An 18,335-nucleotide genomic window follows, 5' to 3' on the forward strand; every position below is an offset into this window, starting at 1 on the left:
GGCACCGGTCAGGTGCGGCGCGGTACCACGATCGGCTGTCCCGACGCCGGGTGATCCCAGATCTCGACGGGGTGGTCGTAGGTCTCGGAGAGCAGGTCGGCAGTCATCACCTCGCGGGTCGGGCCGGTGGCGAGCAGGTGACCGTCCTTCATCAGTGCGACCCGGTCGGCATAGGCCGCGGCCAGGGACAGGTCATGCACCACCAGCAGGATGGCGCCGCCGCCGTCGCGGGCTGCTCGGAGGATGTCGAGCACTGATTCCTGGTGGTGGATGTCGAGCGCGGCTGTCGGTTCGTCGAGCAGCATCACCGGTGTCCGTTGGGCGAGAGCTCGGGCAATCGACACGCGCGCCTGCTGACCGCCGGAGAGCTGGGCGAACGGACGGTCGGTGATGTCGGTGAGATCGCAGGCACGCAACGCATCGTCGATGATCTCGGGCGACTCGGTGGCCTGTGGTGTGCGCAGCCACGGAAAGCGACCCATCTCCACCACCTCGGCGACGGTGAACGGGGTGTCGGTGCGGTTGTGTTGGGTCACAAAGGAACGCAGGCGGGCCAGTTCGGTCGACGACGCCTTGGACACGAGGTGATCGCCGATGCGCACCGTGCCGTGGTCGGGGCGGCGCAAACCGGCGAGCACCGACAGCAGCGTGGATTTGCCGCACCCGTTGGGTCCGACGAGGGCCAGCAAGGAACCCGGCTCTACCTGGAGGGACACATCCTCCACCACATGACGGCCGCCGAGGGTCACGGTGATGTTCTCGGCGATCACACCGTCGGTCACTTCGGCCACGATGCTCACCACCCGGCCCCGGCGTGCCTGCTGCGCCGCAGCAGGATGAAGAACACCGGACCGCCGATCAGCGAGGTGAACATGCCGAGTGGCAGGTCGGCGTCTCCGAGCATGGTGCGCGCAGCCAGGTCGGCGGCGGTGATGACGAGTGCGCCACCCACCACGCTGGTGGGTAGCAGGATCGCGTGCCGCGGTCCGACGATCAGTCGCATCACGTGCGGCACCACGAGGCCCACGAACATGATGATCCCGGAGAACGCCACTGCGGCCGCGGTCAGGATGGACACGAGCACGATCACCTGGCGGCGGACCACTTCCACGTTGACGCCGAGGGAAGCCGCCTGGATCTCACCCAGTGCCAGCAGATCGAGCTTGTGGACCAGGACGAGTGCAGCAGCGATCGCGGCGACGATCAACGGCGCCGACACCCAGATCTCGTCCCAGGTCGCCCCGGCCAGGGACCCGAGCTGCCAGAACACGATCTGCTCGCGAGCGGCGGTGGAGGCCACGAAGGTGAGGTAGGCGATGATGCCGAGGGCGAAGGCGTTGACCGCGATGCCCGTGAGTACCAGCATGATCGCGGATGTCGAGCCGTCCCGTAGCGACAGCAGGTACACGGCCGCGGCGGTGAACAGGCCGAACACGAACGCGGCGCCGGCCAATGCCCAGTCGCTGGTCATACCGCCGCCGAGCACGATCATCAGGCATGCGCCGACCGCCGCCCCCGACGACACCCCGATGATGCCGGGCTCGGCGAGGGGATTGGCCAGCACACCCTGGAGCAGGCACCCGCCTGCCCCGAGCGCGGCCCCGACGAGCAGACCCAGGACGATGCGCGGGAAACGTACATTCCACAGGGCGCCCTCGCCGTTGGGGTGCGAGGGGAGCGGTCCGAGGTCCAGATGGAAGTGGTGGGCGAGACTGCCGAGGACCTCGATCGGCGGCACCCACACCTTGCCGACGCCCGCCGACACGACGATGAGTGCCGCGGTCGCGACCACCATCACCGCCATCACGGTGACGTTGCGCGTTCGGTGCCGAGAGCGGTGGCCGGCGCTCGGGGCCGCGGGGACCCGAGGGGTGGTCGGGGCGCTCATGTGTAGATCGCCCGGGCGAGGGAGCCGAGCACCTCGCCGACATCGGGTCCGAAGGCGAGGATCTTCGTCTCGTCCATCTGGACCACGCGTCTGTTGCGGCCGGCGTCGGTCTCCGCGATTCCTGGCAGGCTCAGTACTCCGTCGAGCCCTCCGACGGTGTCGGCGCCCTGGGTCATCACCAGGATGACGTCGGGATCCGCCTTGATCATCGCCTCGGCACTGATCGCGGTGAACGCTCCGGTCAGGTCGGCCTGGGTTCCGGCGTCAGTGCCGCCGAGACTCCTGATGAGGTCGTCGGCGCCGGAGCCGGGGCCCGCCAGCAGGATCAGGTTGCGACCGCGGATGTAGACGAAGGCCATCGTCGGGTCGCCGGACGGCGACGGCACGAGATTCTCGGCGGCGGAGACCTCGGCGTCGGTGCGTGCGACGAGCTGTTCGCCCTGGCGCGGAACACCGAGTGCACCGGCGACCGAGCGCATGAGCGCGTCGTTGGACTGCAGGCTTCGCGTACCGGGAAACGCGACCACGGTGACCCCGGAGTCGCGGATCTGATCGACCGCAGCAGCCGGGACCGTGTTCTCGTCGACGAGCAACACGCTCGGGTTCAACGCGAGCACGGCCTCGGCATCGAGGCTGTGGCCCCGATTGGTGACCACCGGCAGGCGCGCGGCCGCCGGGAACGCCGTCGACGTGTCCCGTCCGACGACGTGAGAGCCCAGACCCAGCGAGAACACGATGCTGCCGAGTGTCCCGTTGATGTCGACCGCGATGATGCGGCTGGCATCGGCCACGGTGACCTTGCCGTAGCGGACCGAGTCCACGGTCGCGGGCAATGATGGAGTCGGATCGTCGGCGACGGGCCGCACGTCGCGCTCCGGCAGCTCGGCGGTCCGAGGACCGTTGCGCAGGTGTGCGGCGGGGTCCACCGACGATCCGGATGTCTGCTCGATCGGCTCGACGAAGCATGCCGTGGTGGAACCCGCCAGCATCAGCACCACCACGACGAGGACCGGCCGCATCAGTCGACGCGCCCTCGTCACCTGCTCACCCGCATCACTCGTCCTCCGCACCCGTCTACTGAGTCTCACCTTAGTTCGCGCCGATGCCCCACCCGTGTGCCGGGACTCGTCGAGCGGCGTTCACCTCGACCGCGGGGTCTGGATAAGCTGGGTGCATGACTGTTCGCGCTGCCCTGCGGCCCGGCACCGTGTCGCCGACCCGCCCGGTTCCCGACTCGATCGAGCGTCCCGAGTACGCGTGGAAACCGACGGCGAACGAGGGAAACGAACCCTGGGTGCAGACCCCGGAGACCATCGAGAAGATGCGACTGGCGAGCACGATCGCCGCCAACGCGCTCGCACAGGCGGGTGCCGCGGTGGCACCCGGCGTCACCACCGACGAGCTGGACCGCATCGCCCACGAGTACATGGTCGACCACGGTGCCTACCCGTCGACCTTGGGGTACAAGGGTTTTCCCAAGTCCTGCTGTACATCGCTGAACGAGATCATCTGCCACGGCATCCCGGACTCGACGGTCATCGAGGACGGCGACATCGTCAACATCGACGTGACCGCCTACATCGACGGCGTGCACGGCGACACCAACGCGACGTTCTTGGCCGGTGATGTCGCGTCCGAGGCCGCCGATCTGGTCGAGCGGACGCGGGTCGCGACCGAGCGTGCCATCAAGGCGGTCAAGCCCGGCCGGGAACTCAACGTCATCGGCCGGGTCATCGAGGCCTACGCGAACCGGTTCGGATACAACGTCGTGCGCGATTTCACCGGGCACGGTATCGGTGAGACCTTTCACAACGGACTCGTGGTCCTGCACTACGACCGGCCCGATGTCGACACGGTCATCGAGCCCGGCATGGTGTTCACCATCGAACCGATGATCAACCTCGGTGGCCTCGGCTACGAGATCTGGGACGACGGCTGGACCGTCGCGACGACGGACAAGAAATGGACCGCGCAGTTCGAGCACACCCTCGTCGTGACCGACAACGGCGCGGAAATCCTCACTCTGCCGGACGCGTGACATCACCGGGGTGAAGGGTGCACTCCTGGTCGGCGGCACCAGTTCCGACGCAGGCAAGAGTCTGATCGTCGCCGGGCTGTGCCGTCACCTGGCCAGGCAGGGGATTCGTGTCGCGCCCTTCAAGGCGCAGAACATGTCGAACAACTCCGTGGTCACCCTCGACGGTGGGGAGATCGGGCGCGCGCAGGCTCTACAGGCCTTCGCCTGCGGGTTGGAACCGTCGACCCGTTTCAATCCGGTCCTGCTCAAACCGGGCAGTGATCGTCGGTCCCATGTGGTGGTGCGCGGACAACCCGCGGGTGACGTCGGTGCCCGCGACTACCACGCGTGGCGCGCTCGGCTGGTGGGGATCGTGACCGACGAACTCGCCTCGCTCCGAGACGATTTCGACGTCGTGATCGGTGAGGGTGCCGGGTCGGTCGCGGAGATCAACCTACGTCCGACCGACATCGCGAACATGGGTCTCGCACGGTCGGCGGATCTGCCGGTGATCCTGGTGAGCGACATCGACCGCGGCGGTTCACTGGCTCACCTGTTCGGCACGACGGCCGTGCTCGACGCCGCGGATCAGCGACTGATCGCCGGATTCGTGATCAACAAGTTCCGCGGAGACCCGGCGATCCTCGCGCCAGGACTCGATCAGTTGCGGGGACTGACCGGCCGGTCCACATTCGGGGTGATCCCGTACCGTTCCGATCTCTGGATCGACGCCGAGGATTCGCTCGCCGCTCCGGTGGGCCGCCGGGTCGGGCCTCCCGACGATGGCGCGGATCCGTCCGCGGTGCACCTGTCGGTGGCGGCCATCCGATTGCCGCGGGTGTCCAACACCACGGACGTTGAGGCCTTGGGCTGTGAGCCCGGGGTGGACGTGACCTGGGTCGATGACCCGGCAAGCGTGGCGTCGGCGGATCTGGTGGTCCTGCCGGGTACGCGCGCGACGGTCTCGGATCTCGCCTGGCTCCGGAGCCGGGGACTCGACGACGCGCTGGTCGGGCGCGTCCGGCGGGGGTGGCCGGTGATCGGGATCTGTGGCGGCTTCCAGATGCTCGCTCGCCACATCGACGATCCGGTGGAGTCGGGCGCCGGTCCGGTCGAGGGTCTCGGGATTCTCGATCTGGAGATCGGCTTCGAATCGGGCAAGGTGCTGCGGCAGGTGACCGGCACCGGCGACGGCCGGCCGATCACCGGTTACGAGATCCACCACGGCCGCGTGCGGTCGTCGGGTGAGCGGCCGTGGATCGTGGATGGACACAACGGTCCAGAGGGCGCGGTGCGCGGGGCCGTACGCGGGACGCACTGGCACGGGCTGCTCGCCTCCGACGACTTTCGCCGTGACCTGCTGCGCAGGGTCGCCGGGGAACGTGGTGTCACCGGCTTCGTCGCCGCCCCGGACACGGTCGTGAACGAGATCCGCAGCGCACAGGTCGACCTGATCGCCGATCTGATCGGCGAGCACCTCGACCTCGCAGCGCTGGAGGCGATCATCGAGCACGGCCCGGACCCGCGATCGCCGGTGATCACTCATCGTCTCGAATGACCTGCGTCGCAGCCCGGGCCGGACTATCTCGCCTATCCTGGGCCCGTGGACACGCAACAGCGCGCGGTGAGGGTCGGGGAAAACACATTCGACGTCCGGATCGGCGGACCCGAGGACGGCAAATGGGTGCTGCTCCTGCACGGATTCCCGGTCAACAGTTCGTGCTTCGACGCGGTGGTCCCGCGGCTGCACGAGAGCGGACTGCGCACCATCGTCTTCGATCAGCGGGGCTACAGCCCCGGCGCCCGTCCTGACGGTACGGATGCTTATCACTTGTCCAACCTCGTCGATGACGCCCTCGGCGTCCTCGACGAACTGGGAGTCCGGTACGCCATGGTGGTCGGACACGATTGGGGAGGCATCGTCGCGTGGCATCTCGCGGCCAAGCATCTGGACCGGTTCACCAGTCTCGTCGCGGCGAGTACGGGTCATCCGTCGGCGATGCGCGACGCGCTGTCGTCAAGCGATCAGCGTGAGAAGTCCTCGTACATCAAGGATTTCATCGCCGACGATGCTGAGGAGAAGCTCCTGGCGCGCAACGGTGTGCTGTTACGCCGCGCAGGGGTCACCGCCGACGAGCTCAAGCCCCTCATGGAGCCGGGCGCGCTGACCGGGCCGTTGAACTGGTACCGCGCGAACTTCACCGGGAACATCGCCGACACCCTGGCCTGTCCGGCCGTCGAGATTCCCACGACGATGGTGTGGGGCGACGGCGACACCGCGCTCGGGCGTGAACAGGCAGAGCTCAGCGGCCGCTACGCGTACTCCGATTACCGGTTCTGTGTACTGCCCGGCGTGGACCACTGGATTCCGCAGCACGCCGCCGCGGCGCTGGCGAGTGAGATCGCACTGCGATCCGCGATGTTCTGACCCCTGTTCTGGCGCCGGCGGTCAGCCGAAGCGTTCGGTGCGGATCCGCCCGGGCTGATGTCCGGCCGCGACCATCGCGGCCGCGCACTGCTCGACGAAACCGTTGGGCCCGCAGATGAACACCGTGGGATCGCGGTCGGGCGACATCGTGATCTCGGCGAGTTCACCGCCGCCGAGCCGCCCCGCCGGTCGCGGATCATCGGCCGGGGCCTCCCGGGTGTGGGCGAGATGGACCGGCATCCGTCCCCGGTGCATCAGTTGCCGCAGCTCGTCGGCGAACAGGACGCGGTCCGGCGATCGCAGCGAGTACACCAGGCCGAACGGCACCATCGGCGCAGAGACCTCTCGACTCCGGATCATCGCCATCAGTGGCGCGAGTCCGGAGCCGCCGGCGATGAGCTGCACGGGGCGCGGGTCCCGCTCGTCCCAGGTGAACCAACCGCCATGTGCACGTGTCACCTCGAGCGGCTCACCCACCTCGACCACGTCGACGAGATAGGGCGACACCTCACCGTCGTCGGCGCGTTCTATCGTGACCTCGATCGTCCGTGTCTCGCGGACATCGGACAGCGAATAGGTGCGCGCGGTCGAATAGCCGTCCTCCGCGGTGAGGCGGATGTCGATGTGCTGGCCGGGCAGACCGTGAAACGGCTCGGCGAGGCCGAGACGCAGCGAACGCGCACTGGTGCTGTGACGGAACTGCGAGAGGACCGTCGTCACCTGCCATTCGTTCATGAGTAACGCTGCTCGGTCCAGGGATCGCCATGCATGTGGTAGCCGCGGCTCTCCCAGAACCCGGGGGTGTCGCCCGGCATGAATCGCAGTCGGCGCACCCATTTGGCGCTCTTCCAGAAATACAGGTGGGGCACCAGCAACCGTGCCGGACCGCCGTGTTCGGCCGGGAGCGGCTCGCCGTCGTAGGAATCGGCGATCCAGCCCCGGCCGGACACGAGATCGGCGAGCGCCAGGTTGGTCGTGTACCCGCCGTGGCAGTGGGCCATCACATGGCTGTCGCCGGGCCAGGGAAGGTTGCTCATGATGGTGTCGAAAGAGACGCCACGCCACCGTGTCTCGAACTTCGACCACCGGGTGACGCAATGGATGTCGGTGACGATCTCCTCATGGGGGAGGTCCTGGAACCGAGCCCAGTCCCAGGTGTGCGCCCGGTGATCCGACGACTGTATGGTCAACGACCAGTCGTCGAGCGCGATGGCCGGTGTCGGCTCGGCGGACAGCACCGGGAAGTCGAAGGTCCGGTACTGGCCCGGCGGCAGGCGGGTGGCGTCGCGATCTCGACGGCCAACGAATCCCCGGTTCACGATCGCCATGCCGAGATCCTACGCGCAGGATCGGATCTCGCAGCGCGAACGAACCGTCTCAGAGTTCGAGGCCGAGCAGCGCGTTCTCCAGCACCTCGGGCATGGCCGGGTGAATCCAGTACTGCCCACGCGCCATGTCGGATGCGTTGAGGCCGAACGACATCGCCTGGATGACCGGCTGGATCACGGTGGGCGCCTGCGGGCCCATGATGTGGCAACCCAGCAAGCGGCCGGTGCCGCGCTCCGCGATCAGCTTGCAGAACCCCGTCGAGTCCTCCATCGCCCAGCCGTAGGCGACATCGCCGTAGGCCTGCACCTTCACGGTGATGTCGAGTCCGAGGTCGCGGGCTCGGGTCTCGGTGAGGCCGACCGACGCGATCTGTGGATGTGTGAACACCGCCGCGGGAACGAAACGATGATCGAAGGCGACCAGATCGTCGGCATCCCAGCCCTTCAGCAGGTTGGCCTGGACCACCCGCTCCTCGTGATTGGCGACATGCTTGAGCTGATAGGGAGAACTCACGTCGCCGAGGGCCCACACACCGGTGGCATCGGTGCGGCCGTGTCGATCGCAGGCCACACGGCCGTGTTCGTTGACGGTGACCCCGACCGATCCCAGGTTCAGTCGGTCACCATTCGGTTTGCGTCCGGTGGCCACCAGCAATGCGTCACCGTCGACGTGGGTGCCGTCCTCGAAGCTCACCCGCACCCCGCCGTCCGGCAGGTCGACAGCCCCGGTCACGTGGGTGTCGAGATGGACGTCCCATTTCTCCGCGGCGATCTCGGTGAACCGTGCGGCGATATCGGCGTCGAGGTGCCGGAGCAATGCCGGACCTCGCGCGATGATCGAGACCTGGGTGCCGAGCGCGCCGAAGACGTGGGCGAACTCGGCTGCCACATAGCCGCTTCCGATGATGATCAGCCGCTCCGGAAGTCTCTCGAGGCGCATCACGTCGTCGCTGGTGTGGTAGCGAACACCGCATTCGGCGATGATCGGCGGCACGGTTGCACGTGAGCCTGCGGCGATGACCACCTCGGTGGCGAGCACGACGGCGTCGGGGGTGACGAGCCGGTATCGGCCGTCGTCGTCACGGCCGTCGAACTCGACGTGCGCGGAGTACACGGTGATGTTCGGGCACCGGTCGACGCGGTACTCCTTGCCGCCGGCCGAGATCGGGTCGATGCGGCCGAAGATCCGATCGACGATCGCAGGCCAGTCCACGGATTCGACACGCGCGTGCACGCCGTACCGGTCGGAATGGCGGGCCATCTCGGCCACCTCGGCGGCGTAGACGAACATCTTGGTGGGGATGCAGCCGACGTTGAGGCAGGTGCCGCCGTAGACACCTTCCTCGAAGATGGCGATCGTCCGGTCGTCGAAGCGCTCGTCGGGGATGGAGTTGCCGCTGCCGGAACCGATGATGGCGAGGTCGACGAGCTGTGTCCCGGTCATGCGCCGCCCACCAGCGATCGGGTGTCGGCGCCGCCGGCGGGCACCGAGAGGGTGGTGCGCATCCACGCGTCGACCGTACGGTAGGCCTGGTCGCGGGCGTTCTCGACCGAGAGGAACACGTCGTGACGCGCGTCCGCGACGGGCGTCACCGACACGCGGTCGCCCAGATAGCCGCTCCAGCGGGCCATGTGCCGGACGTCGAGGACGACATCGGCGTTGTCCACGCCGGCCCCGTGACCGCGGTCGAACAGCGTCTTGTCCGACCGCAACACCAACGTCGGGACACCGACATCGATGCCACGGTGCAGTCGCGCCTGGCCTCTGCGGACCGCGGTGAGGAACCCGAAGGTGACCGGGAATCCGCCCATCGGCTTCAGCGACAGGTCGAACGTCCATTCGCCGCCGGTGGTCTCGTGGATGCTTCGGCCGTAGCCATCGGACAGCTCCTGGGGGATCACCGTTCTCGGTCGCGCGGCCGCGACACCGCGCAGGAGGAGCGAGACCGGGAGCGATCGCAGGACCGGGCTGCCCTGGAGGTCGAACCAGGGGCTGTTGAGGAGCAGACCGCTCACGTGGGCGTGGCGATCGGGTGCCGCGGTGCGAAGCCGATCCAGCCATAGCGGCGTGATGAGGCCCCCCGTGGAATGGGCGGCGACGATCACCCGGGCGGGCGCACCGTCGGCCGACGTCTCGTCGACGATCACATCGAGCGCCCGGCCGAGTTCCTCGTCGTACTGGCGCAGGTCGGTGGTGAAGTGCGCGGTGTGATGCGGCTTCAGGGAACGCCCGCACTTGCGCAGATCGAGGGCGTAGAACGCGTAACCCCGCTCATGGAAGAAGTCGGCGAGGGGCTCGTGGAAGAAGTAGTCGGTGAACCCGTGCACGTACAGGACGGCTCCGTTGGGGAAGCTCGTGTCGGCGTCGCCTGACTTGCGGACCAGAGTGGCGGTGATCGGGTCCTCGCCGTCGGGATCGGGCCCCAACGGCAGGGTGAGGATCTCATAGCGGTCGAGCAGGCGATCGGGTTGCCAGTTCGCGGTGGGCGGTCCATCCTGACGGGCGGCCCCGTGGGTTGCGGTCACGGCATCCACTGTAGAGAAACCCCCGCATGCGGATACCGGCGCCAAGTGTCGCCCAGCCCACATTTTGCCCCAGGCGATTCCGTCGTTCGGCCGATGATGGGGAACAATGGCCGTTGACAGGGACGACCACAGCGGCGAGAGCCGTCGGCCTCGATCGTCCAACCTGTGCGAAGGAGAGCTCCTCGTGTCTCAATCGGTGATCAAGACGGACGTCGCGCTGGTCGGTGCCGGAATCATGAGCGCCACCCTCGGCGCCTTGCTGCGGCGCCTGCAACCCGACTGGTCGATCAGCCTGTTCGAACGGCTCGACGCCGCGGGTGCCGAGAGCAGCGATCCGTGGAACAACGCGGGCACCGGCCACTCGGCACTCTGCGAACTGAACTACACGCCCAGGACCGCCGATGGTGACGTGAACATCGACAAGGCGCTCAACATCAACGAGCAGTTCCAGGTCTCTCGGCAGTTCTGGGCGAACTCGGTGGACAACGGCATCCTGGGCGACCCGAGTGAATTCATCAACCCGATCCCACACGTCAGCTTCACGCACGGTCCCGCAGGCGTCGACTACCTCCGCAAGCGCTACGACCGGCTGGCCGGGCAGGTGCTCTTCGAGGGCATGGAGTTCATCGACGACCCGACCGAGTTCAGCGCGCGGCTCCCGCTGATGTCGGCCGGTCGCGACTTCTCCGACCCGGTCGCGCTGAACTGGTTCACCGACGGCACCGATGTCGACTTCGGCGCCCTCACCCAACAGCTGCTCAACTTCGTCGGTCGCACCGGCGCCGACATCTACTACGGGCACGACGTCACCAATCTGTCCAAGCAGTCGGACGGCAGCTGGGTCATCAAGGTCCGCAACCTGCGGACCAAGGAGAAGCGGACCGTCCACGCCAAGTTCGTCTTCGTCGGGGCCGGTGGCGGCGCACTCCACCTGCTGCAGCGCTCGGGCATCAAGGAGGCGAAGGGGTTCGGCGGATTCCCGGTATCGGGCGAGTTCTTCCGCTGCACGAACCCCGACCTGATCTCCGAACATCAGGCCAAGGTCTATGGGCAGGCCGCCGTGGGCGCGCCGCCGATGTCGGTGCCGCATCTCGACACCCGAGTCATCAATCACCAGCCGGGACTGTTGTTCGGTCCGTACGCCGGCTGGTCGCCGAAGTTCCTCAAGAACGGCAAGATCACCGACCTGCCCTACTCGGTCAAGGCGAACAATCTGCTGCCCATGCTGTCCATCGCTCCACAGGAGTTCGGGCTGCTCAAGTACCTGATCAGCGAACTCGCGGCGAACCGTGCGGATCGCGTCAACACGCTGAGCGAGTTCGTCCCGCGCGCCGACGGCGGTGACTGGGAGATCATCACCGCAGGCCAGCGGGTCCAGGTGATCCGCAAGACCGGCGTCGGCGGCACACTCGAGTTCGGGACCGCGGTGGTCACGGCCGGAGACGGCACGATCGCGGGCCTGCTCGGCGCATCACCGGGCGCCTCGACGGCGGTGCCCGCGATGCTCCAGGTGCTCGAGAAGTGCTTCCCGAACGAATACGCGGGATGGGGACCGGCGCTCACCGAGATGATCCCGTCGTTCGGACAGAAGCTCTCGGACAATCGCGATCTCTTCCGCCAGGTCTGGGACTGGACCACGGCCAGCCTGCAACTCAAGCGCGGCGCCGTGGACACCCGGGTCGAGGCGGATCGCGCACCTGCCGCGGCGTTGTGACATCGATGCCGCCGACGTCGGCGCCGTCCGATCGTCACGGGCACGGCTGGTGCGACCGAACGCCGATGTGATAGTCACGACACCATGACTCCGGTAGGGCAACTGCACCAGAGCCCGGCTGCGGATCTCGATGCGGCGACGCTCTATCAGATCCTGCGGTTGCGGGTGGACGTCTTCGTCGTCGAACAGGCCTGCCCGTACCCGGAACTCGACGGCCGCGACCTCGAGCCGAACACACGTCAGTTCTGGATCTCCGACACCGAAGGATGCGTGATCGCCACCTTGCGGCTCCTGACCGAACCGCCGTCGGCCGACGGCAGGCCCCTGTTGCGTATCGGCCGGGTGTGCACCGAGCGCTCGCATCGTGGTGAGGGGCTGACCGCACGTCTGCTGTCGGCCGCGCTCGCCGAGGTCGGCGACGATCCGTGTCGGATCGAGGCGCAGGCCTATCTGGTCGAGATGTATGCGAAGTTCGGTTTCGTGACCGAGGGTGGGGAGTACCTCGAAGACGGCATCCCACACGTCTCGATGGTCCGGGACCGCGGCATGGCAACTGATCACGTCGGTGCCTCTCCGGACACCGTCCGATGAGCGGTCGACACCGTTCGGTGGGGGAACCGACCCTGACGCGTTACCCGTTCAGCGCCGTCGTCGGGCAGGAGCGGCTGAAGCTCGCGTTGATCCTGTCCGCCATCTCGCCCGGGATCGGGGGAGTCCTGATCCGTGGTGAGAAGGGAACGGCCAAGTCGACGATCGTCCGGGGACTCGGCCCGCTTCTCGCCGGTGATCCCACCCCGACCGACGACGACGCCCGAGGCCGCGTCGTCGAACTCCCGATCGGCGCCACCGAGGACCGCGTCATCGGCTCCCTCGACCTGACCGCGGTACTCAGTGAGGGCCGAGCGGAGTTCACCCCCGGTCTGTTGGCACGGGCCGATGGCGGGGTGCTCTACATCGACGAGGTGAACCTCCTCGCCGATCACCTCGTCGACGTGCTCCTCGACGCCGCCGCCAGCGGCCGGGTCACCATCGAACGAGATGGTGTGTCGCACACCCAATCCGCCGATTTCGTGTTGGTGGGGACGATGAACCCGGAAGAAGGGGAGCTCCGGCCGCAGCTGCTCGACCGGTTCGGCCTCGCGGTGGACGTGGCCGCCGGCCGCGACATCTCGGAACGAGTGGAGATCGTCTCGCGCCGAATGGAATTCGATGCCGACCCGGATCGTTTCGCGGCGCGCCATCAAGACGCGGAGCGGGAACTGGCGCGACGGATCGGCACCGCCCGCGAGCTGATGCCGTCGGTCAGCATCCCGCCAGTGGAATTGCGTCGGATCGCCGGGATCTGCGCACACCTCGACGTCGACGGGTTGCGCGGCGACATCGTGGTCGCGCGGACGGCGGCTGCGCACGCCGCATGGCGCGAGGCCCTCGAGGTCACCGAGGACGATGTCCGGGTGGCCGTCGAGCTGGCGTTGCCACACCGCAGGCGCCGGAATCCGTTCGACGAATCAGGTTTGACCACAGAACAACTCGATGATGCGATGGATGCTGGCGACGAGGCCGCCGGATCGGGGGAGCCCGACGACGATCCCGATCCCACGGACCAGGGACCGGGCGGGAGCGACGCCCCCGGCGAGGATGCCACTGCCGGTGCGGATGAATCCGGCGGGACGACAGCAGATCCGGGAACCGACACCGCTGGCGATTCCGATGCCGACGAGAAGGCGCCTGCCCCGGGAGCGCGATTCGGGACACCGCAGCCCCGCGCGAGCGCACCAACCGTGCGGAGACTGCGGGTGGACGGTGTCGGTGACGGCGATCCCGGACGCCGATCGCGCGCGCGGTCCCGTCGGGGGCACACCACACATGCGACCGCGTTCGAGCACGGCCGGCCGGTCCATCTGTTCGGCACCATCTTGAATGCGGCCGAGCGACACCACGGTTCGTGGGTGGCCACGGGGTCGGGGCAGTCGTCGCCGATGCGGGTCGTCGCCGACGATCTGCGCGCCGCCCAGCGCATCGGTCAGGAGGGCAACCTCGTCGTCTTCCTCGTCGACCTGTCGGGTTCGATGACCGCGCGACGTCGGCTCACCACCGTGAGTGGTGTGTGCGTCGACCTGCTCCGCGATTCGTACACCCGGCGCGACCGGGTGGCGGTGGTCGTCGCGCGGGGGGCGTCGGCATCGGTGGCCGTGCCGCCGACCAAGTCCGTCGAGATCGCCGTGCGCCGGCTGGCCGACATCCGCACCGGCGGGCGCACCCCGTTGGCAGAGGGGATCACCACCGCGGCCGAACTCATCGAGCGGGCCGGACGCCGGGAGCCGCAGCGACGTCCGTTGCTGGTCGTCCTCACCGACGGGCGTGCGACCGCGGGCCCGGATGCCGCAGGCCGTGCACGGTCGGCCGCCGCCGCGATCGGGCGCCGAGACATCGACGCGGTGGTCGTCGACTGCGAGCAGGGCATGATCCGGCTGGGTCTGGCGAACGACCTCGCCGCCGCCATGGGTGCCCGATGCCTGCCGATGGACGAACTCACCGCCGACGTGCTCGCCCGTCCGGGACGGGCCGCCTGACATCTGTTCTGCACCAGCGAGAAACGGCAGGAGGCCGCAGTGCCGCAAGGAGTGCCCGACACCATCCCCGACGACGGGCTCACCACCCGGCAACGCCGGAACCAGCCGGTCCTGGCAGTGCACACCGGGGACGGCAAGGGGAAGTCGACGGCGGCGTTCGGGATGGCGATGCGTGCGTGGAACGCAGGCATGCGGGTGGCCGTGTTCCAGTTCGTCAAGAGCGCCAAGTGGCGCGTCGGCGAGGAGACCGCGCTCACCACGCTGGGCACCGTGCACGAGCAGACCGGTCAGGGCGGTCCGGTCGAATGGCACAAGATGGGGCAGGGCTGGTCGTGGCTGCGTGCCAACGAAGACCATGATGCCGACCATGCCGAGGCCGCTCGTGCCGGATGGGCGGAGATCGCCCGCCGGCTGGCCGCCGAGCAGCACGATTTCTACGTGCTGGACGAGTTCACCTACCCGCTCGACTGGGGCTGGGTCGACACCGACGAGGTTGTCTCCGCGCTCGGCGGTCGACCCGGGCGGCAGCATGTCGTGATCACCGGGCGCCGCGCCCCGTCGGCCCTGGTCGACGCCGCCGACCTCGTCACCGAGATGCGTAAGGTCGCGCACCCGATGGATGCCGGCCGCAAGGGGCAGAAGGGCATCGAGTGGTGACGCCATCCTCGGATGCCCCGGCTCCCGTTCCGGAGGGGCCGGGATGAGTCCGGTCCCCGCCGTCGTGATCGCCGCCCCCGCATCGGGGAGTGGGAAGACGACGGTGTCGACCGGACTGATCGGGGCGCTGCGGACCGCCGGACACCGCGTCGCGCCGTTCAAGGTCGGGCCCGACTACATCGACCCCGGCTATCACGCGGTTGCCGCCGGGGTGGTCGGCCGCAATCTCGACCCCAACCTGGTGGGGACGGACGTCGTCGCACCGCTGTTCGCCGCGGGGACCGCGGGCGCCGACATCGCCGTGGTGGAGGGGGTGATGGGGCTCTTCGACGGCCGCATCCTGCCCGACGACGCCGATGGCGGTCCGAGTGGCTTCGGCTCGACAGCCCATGTCGCCCAACTGATCGGCGCACCGGTTGTCCTGGTGGTGGACGCGGCCGGACACAGCCAGTCGCTCGCCGCCCTACTGCAGGGCTTCGTCGGGTACGACCCGTCGATCCACGTCGCGGGGGTCGTCCTGAACCGGGTGGGTTCGGATCGCCACGAGACCGTTCTGCGTCAGGCGTGTGCACGTGCCGGTCTGCCGGTGTTCGGAGTGCTGCGTCGGGACCCACATCTGCAGGTGCCGTCGCGACACCTCGGGCTGATCCCGGCCGCGGAACGTCGCGACGACGCGGTCCGAGCGGTCGCCGCGATGGCCACCACGGTCGGTGCTGCGCTGGATCTCCCGGCGATCGTGGCCGCGGCCCGCAGTCGTGGACAGGGGCCGGTCGATGCCTGGTCGGCGGCAGACGCGGTCGCCACCGGCGGCTCCGGCTCCGGCTCGGGCGGTTCGGGCGCCCGGCGTCCGATCGTGGCGGTCGCGGGTGGTGCCGCATTCACGTTCGGCTACGCCGAACACAGCGAGTTGCTCACCGCCGCAGGCGCGGACGTCGTCGGGTTCGATCCGCTGAATGATCCGCTGCCGCCCGGCACCGACGCCGTCGTCGTCGGGGGCGGTTTCCCGGAAGAGCACGCCGAGGTGCTGTCGGCGAACGAACCGTTGCGTACCGGGCTGGCCGCACACGCCCGAGCGGGTCGTCCGATCCTCGCCGAATGTGCCGGATTGCTCTATCTGGCAACCGAACTCGACGGCCATCCGATGGCCGGGGTGCTCGACGTGGTCGGGCGGTTCGGCCCGACCCTGACCCTGGGTTACCGCGACGGGGTGGCCGTCGCGGATTCCGTGGCATTTGTCGCCGGTGAGCGTGTCACCGGACACGAGTTCCATCGATCCACCGTCGAGGCCGGGGGCGAGATCACGCCCGCGTGGGCATGGCGCGATCATCAGGGGTCAGCCGGCACACACGGATTCGTGCAGGCTTCGGTGCACGCGTCCTACCTCCATGTCCATCCGGCCGGCCATCCCGCTGCGGTGACGCGATTCGTGTCCGCGGCACGGCGCGCCGCCGAGGTGACCGGCTCGGGACGAGACGAGGCGGCGGAGCGCACGGGATGAGCAATCAGGGGCTCGACGAGGCTCTCGACGCACTGGCCCGACATGGCGTCGATGATCCCGCGGTCCTGCGCGATCTCCTCGAGGCGGTGCTCGTCGTCGGACAGGGACTCGAACTCGACGAGGCCCTGCAGCGGATCGTCGAGGTCGCCTCGGCCGTGGTCGACGCCCGGTACGGGGCGCTCGGCGTGCGCGGACCTGATGGAGGCCTCAGTGCCTTCGTGTACACCGGGATCAGCGAATCGCAGCGTGCGCGGATGGTTCATCTCCCGGTCGGCCGCGGGGTGTTGGGGCTACTCATCGAGCAACCGCAGGTGTTGCGAATCCCGGCGCTGTCGAAACACCCGGCCTCGGTGGGCTTTCCCGCCGGCCATCCACCGATGAACACGTTCCTCGGTGCGCCGATCATCGTGCGGGGCTCGGTGTTCGGCAGCATCTATCTGACGGAGAAACGTCGGCCCGCTCGCTCCGCTTCCGACGGCGGGAAGCAGTCTGCGCTCGAATTCGGGGAGGTCGACGAGACGCTGGTGGCCGTGCTCGCCGTCGCTGCGGGCATCGCGGTGGACAACGCCCGACTGTTCGAGAGTGCCCGCACCCGGCACCGCTGGATGCAGGTCATCGCTCGCCGTGGCTCGGAGCCGCTGGCCGGAATCGCGCTCGACGACACGCTGTCCCGGTTGTGTGAGGACGTTGCCGAGCTCACCGACGGTGTCGACGCCTTCATCCTCACCGGCGACCCCGGTCCCGTCGAGGTGGCCGGGCACACCGGGCGGGCCGTGACGGCGGGGGACATGTCGTTGCCGCCCACCGACATCCACATGGTGCGGCCTGCCGTCGATCTGCCGTCCGAACTCGTCCGAGGCGGGGCGCAGTGGGCCACTGTGCAGCCGCTGCAGCGCGCGGCCGGGGTGTTCGGCTGCATCGTGATCACCCACCATGAGCGACCCCGGTGGGATGGGGAGGACGCGTCGGGGCTCGCAGGCGTCGCCGAGGTGGCCTCGCTGGCGGTGGCCTACGCCGAACAGCAGCAGGTCGCTCGCGATCTGGAGGTTCTCGAGGACCGCCATCGCATCGCCCGGGACCTGCACGACCACGTGATCCAGCGGCTGTTCGCGATCGGGATGTCGGTACAGACGATGCTGGCCACCCAGCCGTCGGGAGACGGGGCGGACACCCCGGCGGTGCAGAGCGCCACCACGGCCCGCCTCGAGCAGGTGATCGCCGACCTCGACCGCACCATCGCGCAGATCCGCACCTCCATCTTCGATCTCCAGACGGTTCCCGGGCATCACGACACCGCCACGCTGCGCCGCCGCGTCCTCGACATCGTGTCCGAGCTGGCCGTGCGCGCACCGATCGCACCCGGCGTCGCATTCGCCGGACCGGTGGACACCGTGGTGCCGGAAGTGTTGGGCCCGCACATCGATGCCGTACTGCGCGAAGGGCTGTCGAACGCATTGCGCCACGCGAAGGCCGAACACATCGACGTGTCGGTGAGCGCCGCCGACGAGGTCCTGACGGTGCAGATCAGCGACGACGGCGCCGGCATCGGTTCCGACGTGGTCTACCGAGGCCTCGACAACCTGACCCGCCGCGCCGAGGAATGCGACGGGGTGTTCAGCGTCGTGACGCGCCCGGGCGCGGGTACCACGCTGACGTGGTCCGTCCCGCTGACCGGCTAGGACGGCGTCCGCGCACGAACAACGGGG

At 68.5% G+C, this 18,335-nt stretch carries 16 protein-coding genes; 9 read left to right on the forward strand and 7 right to left on the reverse strand.

All coding sequences use genetic code 11. The annotated features are described in order from the left end of the window. Nucleotides 1–8 precede the first annotated feature (8 nt). The 3 genes from IDF66_RS19180 to IDF66_RS19190 are packed head-to-tail and all read right to left on the reverse strand — an operon-like array spanning nucleotide 9 to nucleotide 2,907. The gene (locus tag IDF66_RS19180) at nucleotides 9–791 is read right to left on the reverse strand and encodes a heme ABC transporter ATP-binding protein (RefSeq protein ID WP_317628767.1); all 783 of its coding nucleotides are present in this window, start codon (nucleotides 789–791) and stop codon (nucleotides 9–11) included. Nucleotides 792–796: 5 nt separating this feature from the next. Further along, the gene (locus IDF66_RS19185) at nucleotides 797–1,888 is read right to left on the reverse strand and encodes a FecCD family ABC transporter permease (protein ID WP_190268207.1); all 1,092 of its coding nucleotides are present in this window, start codon (nucleotides 1,886–1,888) and stop codon (nucleotides 797–799) included. Continuing rightward, nucleotides 1,885–2,907 carry a heme/hemin ABC transporter substrate-binding protein gene (locus IDF66_RS19190; protein ID WP_190268378.1) on the reverse strand — a complete coding sequence of 341 codons (1,023 nt, stop codon included), beginning with the start codon at nucleotides 2,905–2,907 and terminating at the stop codon, nucleotides 1,885–1,887. Before IDF66_RS19190 ends, IDF66_RS19185 begins: the two co-directional genes overlap by 4 nt. Nucleotides 2,908–3,062: 155 nt before the next feature. On the opposite strand from IDF66_RS19190, the gene map reads away from it, so the two are divergent. The 3 genes from map to IDF66_RS19205 are packed head-to-tail and all read left to right on the forward strand — an operon-like array spanning nucleotide 3,063 to nucleotide 6,333. Next, complete coding sequence (gene map, locus IDF66_RS19195) at nucleotides 3,063–3,926, forward strand: type I methionyl aminopeptidase (protein WP_190268208.1); 864 nt, start codon at nucleotides 3,063–3,065, stop codon at nucleotides 3,924–3,926. A 1-nt stretch (nucleotide 3,927) separates the two neighbouring features. Beyond that, nucleotides 3,928–5,463, forward strand: a complete 1,536-nt coding sequence (locus tag IDF66_RS19200; RefSeq protein ID WP_190268379.1) for a cobyric acid synthase — start codon at nucleotides 3,928–3,930, stop codon at nucleotides 5,461–5,463. Nucleotides 5,464–5,508: 45 nt separating this feature from the next. Beyond that, nucleotides 5,509–6,333, forward strand: a complete 825-nt coding sequence (locus tag IDF66_RS19205; RefSeq protein ID WP_164306781.1) for an alpha/beta fold hydrolase — start codon at nucleotides 5,509–5,511, stop codon at nucleotides 6,331–6,333. A 21-nt stretch (nucleotides 6,334–6,354) separates the two neighbouring features. Here the strand turns inward: IDF66_RS19205 and IDF66_RS19210 are convergent, their stop codons facing one another. The 4 genes from IDF66_RS19210 to IDF66_RS19225 are packed head-to-tail and all read right to left on the reverse strand — an operon-like array spanning nucleotide 6,355 to nucleotide 10,187. Continuing rightward, complete coding sequence (locus tag IDF66_RS19210) at nucleotides 6,355–7,068, reverse strand: FAD-binding oxidoreductase (protein ID WP_190268209.1); 714 nt, start codon at nucleotides 7,066–7,068, stop codon at nucleotides 6,355–6,357. Further along, on the reverse strand, nucleotides 7,065–7,661 hold the full coding sequence (locus IDF66_RS19215) for a molybdopterin-dependent oxidoreductase (RefSeq protein ID WP_190268210.1): 597 nt from the start codon (nucleotides 7,659–7,661) through the stop codon (nucleotides 7,065–7,067). Before IDF66_RS19215 ends, IDF66_RS19210 begins: the two co-directional genes overlap by 4 nt. A gap of 49 nt (nucleotides 7,662–7,710) precedes the next feature. Continuing rightward, on the reverse strand, nucleotides 7,711–9,105 hold the full coding sequence (gene mtr / locus IDF66_RS19220) for a mycothione reductase (protein ID WP_190268211.1): 1,395 nt from the start codon (nucleotides 9,103–9,105) through the stop codon (nucleotides 7,711–7,713). Further along, nucleotides 9,102–10,187, reverse strand: coding sequence for an alpha/beta hydrolase (locus IDF66_RS19225; RefSeq protein WP_317628768.1), 1,086 nt, complete (start codon nucleotides 10,185–10,187; stop codon nucleotides 9,102–9,104). The genes mtr and IDF66_RS19225 overlap by 4 nt, the downstream gene beginning before the upstream one ends. Before the next feature lie 184 nt (nucleotides 10,188–10,371). Between IDF66_RS19225 and mqo the strand changes: the two genes are divergently transcribed. From mqo to IDF66_RS19255, 6 genes are all read left to right on the forward strand, one after another. Beyond that, on the forward strand, nucleotides 10,372–11,901 hold the full coding sequence (mqo, locus tag IDF66_RS19230) for a malate dehydrogenase (quinone) (RefSeq protein ID WP_190268213.1): 1,530 nt from the start codon (nucleotides 10,372–10,374) through the stop codon (nucleotides 11,899–11,901). Nucleotides 11,902–11,985: 84 nt separating this feature from the next. Further along, nucleotides 11,986–12,492 carry a GNAT family N-acetyltransferase gene (locus tag IDF66_RS19235; RefSeq protein ID WP_190268214.1) on the forward strand — a complete coding sequence of 169 codons (507 nt, stop codon included), beginning with the start codon at nucleotides 11,986–11,988 and terminating at the stop codon, nucleotides 12,490–12,492. Next, entirely contained in the window at nucleotides 12,489–14,474 is a 1,986-nt protein-coding gene (locus IDF66_RS19240) for a VWA domain-containing protein (RefSeq protein ID WP_190268215.1), read from the forward strand. Before IDF66_RS19235 ends, IDF66_RS19240 begins: the two co-directional genes overlap by 4 nt. A 39-nt stretch (nucleotides 14,475–14,513) precedes the next feature. Beyond that, complete coding sequence (gene cobO, locus IDF66_RS19245; protein WP_164306789.1) at nucleotides 14,514–15,131, forward strand: cob(I)yrinic acid a,c-diamide adenosyltransferase; 618 nt, start codon at nucleotides 14,514–14,516, stop codon at nucleotides 15,129–15,131. Nucleotides 15,132–15,174: 43 nt separating this feature from the next. Then, nucleotides 15,175–16,629, forward strand: coding sequence for a cobyrinate a,c-diamide synthase (locus tag IDF66_RS19250; RefSeq protein ID WP_190268216.1), 1,455 nt, complete (start codon nucleotides 15,175–15,177; stop codon nucleotides 16,627–16,629). Beyond that, nucleotides 16,626–18,308, forward strand: a complete 1,683-nt coding sequence (locus IDF66_RS19255) for a GAF domain-containing sensor histidine kinase (RefSeq protein WP_190268217.1) — start codon at nucleotides 16,626–16,628, stop codon at nucleotides 18,306–18,308. The genes IDF66_RS19250 and IDF66_RS19255 overlap by 4 nt, the downstream gene beginning before the upstream one ends. Nucleotides 18,309–18,335: the final 27 nt, after the last annotated feature.

Origin of the sequence: Gordonia hankookensis (assembly GCF_014673215.1) — a bacterium.
Lineage (GTDB): Bacteria > Actinomycetota > Actinomycetes > Mycobacteriales > Mycobacteriaceae > Gordonia > Gordonia hankookensis.